We start from the raw sequence: 6,938 nt of genomic DNA, 5'->3' as shown, positions 1-6,938 counted from the left end.
GCCATAATTCTTCCAGCGACTGACGGACGAGCTGTAGATCGGTTGTCGAACCTGCCAGCGGCTGAACGTGTTCACCGCGCCGCCCTTGTCAAAGAATCGCAGGCAGGCGTCGTCCCAGGGCAGTCCCAGATGGTCGATCAGGCGGCGCGATTGGCCTTCCTGGTCAGAGACCATGTCCTCATAGCGGTTCTGCAGGATTTGCCCTGGAAACACCTTGTCCCAATGCCGCATAAGCCGGTCGTACTCGCGATAATATAGTCCGAGTGTATGGAGATCGGCGTTGTAGATATTGTCCTCGTTGAAACTCAGGAAATAGCACGAGATGCAATTGTCGATGGCATCGCGACGGCAGTGAATGATTTGTGCCTTGGGGAACAAGATCCTTATAAGGCCGATAAGCTCAAAATTATGCGGCAGCTTGTCCACTACCCGCAGCGCGTCGGGCGATCGTTGCCTGATATGGGTGAGATATTCATCGGCCAGGGACTTCGACTGATCAACTGTCATATCCAGGACGGATTTTCGGAATTCCTCCGGCGAGCGTGTTTTCGGCGCCAGCCTGTTGGTGATGCGCCGAACCTTTGTCAGCTCACCGGCTCCATGGACGTCGGGATGGCTAGCAAGGATCTGCTCGGTCAAAGTGGTGCCGGAACGCGGCATGCCAAGCACGAAAACAGGCACGTCCGATGTGCTTCCATGACCTGCCTTGGCGGCCAGCATCCGGGGATCGAACAGTTCTATCATGAAATCGACGCTGCGCCGATAGGACTCCATACCGAAGCGGCGGGTTGAAAGTTCCTTTGCCTGGCGGAAATGGCCGATCGCGTCGTCGTAGCGCCTGATATCGTTCAGTATCTTCCCGGCCGCATGGTGGAACTGCTGTATGCTTTTCCTGTCGAGTCCCGGATTTTTCAACTCGGTCAGAATGGATTTCAATTCCGCCGGCTCTTCAGAGAATTTTCGGATGCTGGCCAGGCCGTTGTAGGCGGCCGCGATATCCTGACGGTGACTGATCGCCTCCTTCATATATCCCGCCGCCTCGTCCATCCGGCCCAGGCTTACAAGCGCATTGGCCAGTCCCATTCGAATGGCGGAACGGCCGCTGTCGATTTCAAGCGCTTTCTCATAAAGCGGCACCGCAAGATCGGCCTTGCCGAATTCGGTGTAGGCGCGCCCAAGTGCGCAAAGCGCTTCAACCCAGTCGCCTTTCAGCTGGCAGGCAACCTCAAGATGGCGGATCGCATCGGAATGTTCGCCGACCTTCAAATAGGTTTCACCCAGCGTCAGGTGATAGTGCGGATTTTGAGGTGCTTCCCTCACGGCCCTCTCAAAACAGCGAATGGCCATCTCGTCATCCAGATCGAGCGCAAAGGTGCCCAACAAATACAAAGCAAGAGGATGTCGGGGATTGCGCGCCAAAACGCGCTGACATAGCGCCTCTGCCTCCGCCAACCGATCTGCCTGCTGAAGGTTGAAGGCCTGCCTGAGCAGTGCGTCGTCGGCTTGGACGTGCGACAGAGAGGCCGCCCTGGGCTGCACGATTTTCGACTGCGGGATTTGCGGTCCGGACCGAGTTTTCAGGTGTTTGGACCAAGCGGGCGGCAGGCGGCTGTTCATGGTCCCTAGCTACCAAAAAAAACCAGTTGAATCCACCAGATCTGGCCTCATAGGCAGCTTCGGACACTGCGGCCGGCGCGTTGGCGACCAAGCGCTTCGAGGGTCGACCCGTAGAAAATAATCGACCAACCGAGCGACTGCGTTTGGGACCATCGGGGGCGGAATCACGCGCATCCCTGCGCTTCTTCAGCTCAGCAGTGCCAACCAAAATCGAGGAGGCGTGCGCGCATGAGAGGCACGCCAGACTCGTTTGAATTACGCGTCCGCCAAGTCGCCCAAAGCATCGATGAGTGGCTGGATCTCGCCTTCATAATTCTTCCAGCGCTTGACGGACGATTTGTAGATCGGTTGGCGGACCTGCCAGCGGCTGGGCGTGTTGACCGAACCATCCCTGTCGAAAAAACGCAGGCAGGCGTCATCCCAGGGCAGCCCAAGGTAATCTATGAGGCGGCGTGACTGCGCCTCCTGATCCTCGACCAGCGTTTCGTAGCGATTTTCGAATATAAGGCCTGGAAAAACCTCGTTCCAATGGCGCATCAGTCGGTCATACTCACGATAGTACAGACCCAGTATCCGCAAATCAGTATTGTAGCTGTGTCCTTTGTTGAAGGTCTGGACAAAGCAAGAGACGCAATTGTCGATGGCGTCACGGCGGCAATGAATGATGCGCGCGTTGGGAAAGAGAAGACCGATAAGGCCGATCATTTCAAAATTGTGCGGCATCTTGTCGACCACGCGAAGCGCGGCAGGCGCCCACTCCCTAAGGTAGGACAGATGCTCTTCCGCCAGCGTTCTGGACAGGTCTTGCGTGACCGACATGGCCGGCCGGCTCAAATCGCCAGCCGATGAGGTTTTAAGGCCGATTGCATTGGCGACCCGCCTCAATTTGTTAAGCTCGCCTGCCCCTTGAACATCGGGATGGCTGGCGCAGATCTGTTCCGTGAGCGTTGTGCCCGACCGCGGCATGCCGACCACGAACACAGGCACTTCGGAAGGATTTCCATAGCCGGCCCTGGCCGCCAGAAAGTCCGGCGTGAAGGTTTCAATCAGGGAGTCGATCCAGCGGCGATACAGATTGATATCGAAGATGTAGCCGGAGGCCCGTTTCGCCCTGTTGAAATGGTCGAATGCCTCACTGTAGCGCTTGAGGTCGTTCAGCACCTTGCCGGCAGCGTGATGGAGCTTGTAAGCACTGTCCGGATCAAGCTTGGGATTGCCGAGTTCACGCAGGATGGATTGGAGTTCCTCCGGCTCTTCGGTGAATTTTTTCGTCTGCACAAGGTCGTTGTAGGCAGTCGGCACGTCGATGCGACGTCCGATTGCTTCTTTCAGACAGGCGGCGGCCTCATCCATGCGCCCCAGGCCGCTGAGCGCACTGGCCAGCCCCGCCCGCACTTTGGGATGATCGCGGTTGATCTTGAGCGCCTTCTCGTAGAGCGGCAAAGCCATGCCGGGTTTGTCAAACTTGGTGTAGGCGTGCCCCAGGGCACAAAGCACCTCGATAAGGCCGGGCTGCAGTTCCAAAGCATACAGCATATGCCTGATGGCTGGCGAATATTCGCTGACCTTCGCATAGGCCTCGCCCAGGCTGAGGTGGTAGTAGGGGTTTTTAGGTTCCTCGCCGACCGCCCGCGCGAAATACCGCAAGGCCATCTCGTCATCGTAACGCTGGTATAGGGTCCCCAGGATATACAGAGCGAGCGGATGGTTTGGCGTGCGCGCCAGCACCCGAAGGCACAGATCCTGGGCCTCGTCGAGCCGCTGGGCCTGCTGAAGGGCATAGGCCTGGTTCAGCAGCGCTTCGTCGGCCTGCGCTCGCGATTGAGCGTTTTCTTGGCTCATTGTCGGCTTGAGTATCGGCCCCTTCGCTTTCGGCGCGGGTCCGGGCTTGATGTGCTTTGACCAAGCAGGCGGCAGACGGTTGTTCATCACGTCTCGCTAGCAAAAGCGGCCGAAAGAATCCAGCGTTACGGATCTGCCCAGCGGCAACTTGCACCGACCCATCCGGCGCGCTAGCAAGAAGGCCCTTTCAAGCGAGCTTCCACCATGCATCAGCGCCCTCCCCTCATGCCGCTCATCGCAGCGCTTCCCTCGACGGTGCCGTTTGTCGGCCCCGAAGCGCAGGAGCGCGAGCGTGGCCGCGCTTTTCGCGCCCGCATCGGCGCCAATGAGAGCAGCTTTGGTCCCTCGCCACGCGTCATCGCCCGCATGGCCGAGATCGCCGGCGACATGTGGATGTATTGCGATCCCGACAATCACGATCTGAAGGTGGCGGTAGCCGCGCATCACGGCGTAAAAGCAGAGAACGTCGTTGTCGGCGAAGGCATAGATGGCCTGCTCGCTCTGGTGGCACGCATGTATGTGGCGCCCGGCGATGCTGTGGTCACATCGCTCGGCGCTTATCCGACCTTCAACTTCCACATCGCCGGTGTCGGCGGACGACTGGTGACGGTCCCTTACGAGAACGACCGGGAAAGCCTGGATGGCCTGCTGGCGGCGGTGCGCAGGGACAAGGCCCCGCTGGTCTATCTCTCCAACCCCGACAATCCGATGGGCAGTTGGTGGGAGGCGAGCGAGATCATCCGCTTCATCGAGGCGCTGCCGGAAACCACCATGCTGGTGCTCGACGAGGCCTATGGCGAACTCGGGCCGGCCTCGGCGCTGCCGCCGATCGATATCTCCAGGCCAAACGTCATCCGCATGCGAACCTTCTCGAAGGCGTACGGGCTGGCGGGCATACGCTGCGGCTATGCGATCGCCGAGGCCCAGGTGATCCGCGACTTCGAGAAGATCCGCAACCATTACGGCGTCAGCCGCATGGCGCAGATCGCCGGCGTCGAGGCGCTCGCCGATCAGGACTATCTGCAAAGCGTGGTGGCGCGGGTCGCGGCCGGCCGCCGACGCATCGCCGGCATTGCCGAGGCGAACGGGCTGAAGCCACTGGCGTCGGCGACCAATTTCGTCACCATCGATTGCTGCGGCGATGGCGCCTTCGCGCTGAAACTTCTGCAAGCCCTGCTGTCACGCGACGTCTTCATCCGCAAGCCGATGGTGCCACGGCTCGACCGCTGCATCCGCGTCAGCGTCGGCCTCGATCACGAGCTCGACATTTTTGCCGAGGAACTTCCCGGTGCTTTGGCGGCAGCGCGGGGCAATTAGGATACCGCTGGCGCGCAACCGGCAGCAAAAGCCGCCTACAAATCCATTTCCCAGGTCTGGCCGGTCAGATCCTTGCCGAAGCTGCGGTGGTGCTCCTGCGAGACCAGCCTGAAGCCGGCACGTTCGTAGATCGCGCGCGCCGCAACGAGGATGTCGTTGGTCCACAGAACCAGCTTGGTGTAGCCGCAAGCCCGGGCCTGGTTCACGCATTCCGCCACCAGTCGTTTGCCGATGCCGAAGCCGCGCGCCGACGCCTCGACATGCAGCATTCTCAGCTTGGCCACCTTGTCATCCTGATGAACCAGGAACACCGCGCCGACCGGCTGACCACCGCGCTCGGCGATCCAGCAGAAATCGCGGCCGGGCACGAAATTGCGAATGAAATCGGCGCCGATCTCGGCGAGCATGGCCTCGAACTCGATCGTCCAGCCATATTCCTCGGCATAAAGTTGGGCCTGGCGCTGCACGACCCAGCCGACATCGCCGACGCGGTGCGGCCGCAACGTCACCTCACCGCTTTCACGGGTGGGATCACCCAGCAATTCCCCCGCCTTGCGCAAGGCGCTGCGCAGTTCATGCAACCTGTCGTCGGGTACGCTTTCGATCAGCCGCGCCGTATCCCGATCGGCCGCCGCCTGCAGCCTGGCAAGCGCTGCCTCGCCCCTTGCGGTCAGCGAGAGGACCCTTCGGCGCCGGTCAGCCGGGTCCGTTCTGGCCTCGGTCAGCCCCTGGCCCGCGAACTTGCGCAGGATCCGCGTCAGATAGGCGGCATCGACACGCAACTGTCTCGATATTTCGGAGGCCGCCGGGCCATTCTCCAGCCGAAAAGCACCAACCAGGAAACCTCGCTCGCCGGCGATTTCGGCGGAAGCCGGGTTGCTGCGGTGACCCAGTTCGAACAGCACGCGCGCCTCGGTCAAAGTGAATGCACTTTGTGTCAGCGTCTCGTCGAGAAGGCCGACAGTGCGCGTGTAGAAGCGATTGAAGCGCCGGACATCGGCCACCAATGCGTTGCGTTCGTCCAACATTTGCGGCCAGCTCCTAATAAAGCAGTTCCATTTTCCTAAATTAGTGGACTGAGTCAATTAAATTCAAGGCCAGAAGGCCAGCTAAAGCCGGAAGGCCCAGCTATTGCGTCCGCGCGCAGGTTGCATTCCTCAGGTCGTGCGCCAGATTCAAAACGAGACAGGCTTGGAGAGATTCATGGCTGGTCATCGCAGGAAAGTGCACGCACGCGTCTACGGTAACGTGCAAGGCGTCGGCTTCAGAGCCTGGGCCCGGGATGAGGCCACGGGCCTTGGTCTTGCGGGCTGGGTTTGCAATGAAGCGGACGGGTCCGTAACGGCCGAGATCGCAGGCCTCGATGAGGCGGTCTCGACAATGATCGAGCGCCTCTGGAAAGGGCCGGCCGGGGCTTTGGTTTCCAAGGTCGACGTCGAGGAGTTGGAGGCAGACAACGCCTCTGTTGGGTTCAGGATCGTGGCATGAAGGCGGATTTGGATTGAGCGCCTTGAATTAATTAAACGTTCGTTTTATTATTGCTCCGCAGAGGAGCTGACATGGCACGCACCGCCGGGTCTGATGGCGAAAAGACCGAAGCGACCATTCGTGAGGCGGCGGTCAATCTGATCGCGCGTTTTGGCTACGAGGCGATGTCGATGCGACAGCTCGCAGCCGAGGTCGGCGTACAGGCGGCCGCGCTCTACCGCTACTTTCCGACCAAGGAAGAGCTTCTGTTCATGCTGATGCGCGAGCACATGGAAGGTTTGACCGAAGCGTGGGAAACAGCTCGCCCGGTTAATGCGGATCCCGTGCAGCGGCTTTCGGCCTATGTCGAAAACCACATCACTTTCCACATCGAGCGACGGCACGCCACGCATGTGTCGAACATGGAATTGCGCAGCCTGTCGCCGGAAAGGCTGACGCAGATCCTGCGCATGCGCACTGCCTACGAGAAGGAGCTGCGCACCATCCTGCGCGACGGCGCCGAGACGGGCGCCTTCAGCATCGACGACACCGGACTGACCGCCATGGCGCTGATCCAGATGATGACCGGCGTCATCGTCTGGTTTCGGCCGGGCGAACGGCTGTCGATCGGCGAAGTGACCACAACATATCTTTCAATGACAATGCGGCTCGTCGGCGCGAAGATCGACGCCTAC

6 protein-coding genes are annotated in these 6,938 nt (G+C 60.1%); 3 read left to right on the top strand and 3 right to left on the bottom strand.

The window, feature by feature from the left end:
- Both EN932_RS24950 and EN932_RS24945 read right to left on the bottom strand, forming a co-directional pair.
- The coding region (locus EN932_RS24950; protein WP_164890610.1) for a sulfotransferase at window positions 1-1,617 on the bottom strand (1,617 nt) is incomplete at its 3' end.
- Between the two features lie 255 nt (window positions 1,618-1,872).
- A complete protein-coding gene (locus EN932_RS24945; RefSeq protein ID WP_127369673.1) occupies window positions 1,873-3,546 on the bottom strand; it encodes a sulfotransferase in 1,674 nt (557 codons plus the stop codon).
- Window positions 3,547-3,663: 117 nt separating this feature from the next.
- On the opposite strand from EN932_RS24945, the gene EN932_RS24940 reads away from it, so the two are divergent.
- Entirely contained in the window at window positions 3,664-4,776 is a 1,113-nt protein-coding gene (locus tag EN932_RS24940) for a pyridoxal phosphate-dependent aminotransferase (protein ID WP_127385715.1), read from the top strand.
- A 35-nt stretch (window positions 4,777-4,811) separates the two neighbouring features.
- On the opposite strand, the gene EN932_RS24935 is transcribed toward EN932_RS24940, so the two are convergent.
- A complete protein-coding gene (locus EN932_RS24935) occupies window positions 4,812-5,804 on the bottom strand; it encodes a helix-turn-helix domain-containing GNAT family N-acetyltransferase (protein ID WP_127370254.1) in 993 nt (330 codons plus the stop codon).
- Window positions 5,805-5,979: 175 nt separating this feature from the next.
- Between EN932_RS24935 and EN932_RS24930 the strand changes: the two genes are divergently transcribed.
- Both EN932_RS24930 and EN932_RS24925 read left to right on the top strand, forming a co-directional pair.
- Window positions 5,980-6,264, top strand: coding sequence for an acylphosphatase (locus tag EN932_RS24930; RefSeq protein WP_063173625.1), 285 nt, complete (start codon window positions 5,980-5,982; stop codon window positions 6,262-6,264).
- Window positions 6,265-6,335: 71 nt separating this feature from the next.
- Window positions 6,336-6,938 (top strand): TetR/AcrR family transcriptional regulator (locus EN932_RS24925; protein WP_164890609.1); only part of this gene is annotated, 603 nt, incomplete at its 3' end.

It is taken from the genome of Mesorhizobium sp. M7A.F.Ca.US.002.01.1.1 (genome assembly GCF_004022955.1).
GTDB classification, from domain to species: domain Bacteria; phylum Pseudomonadota; class Alphaproteobacteria; order Rhizobiales; family Rhizobiaceae; genus Mesorhizobium; species Mesorhizobium ciceri.
Note: the sequence above shows the minus strand (reverse complement) of the source record. Positions and strands in the feature narration are given on the sequence as shown.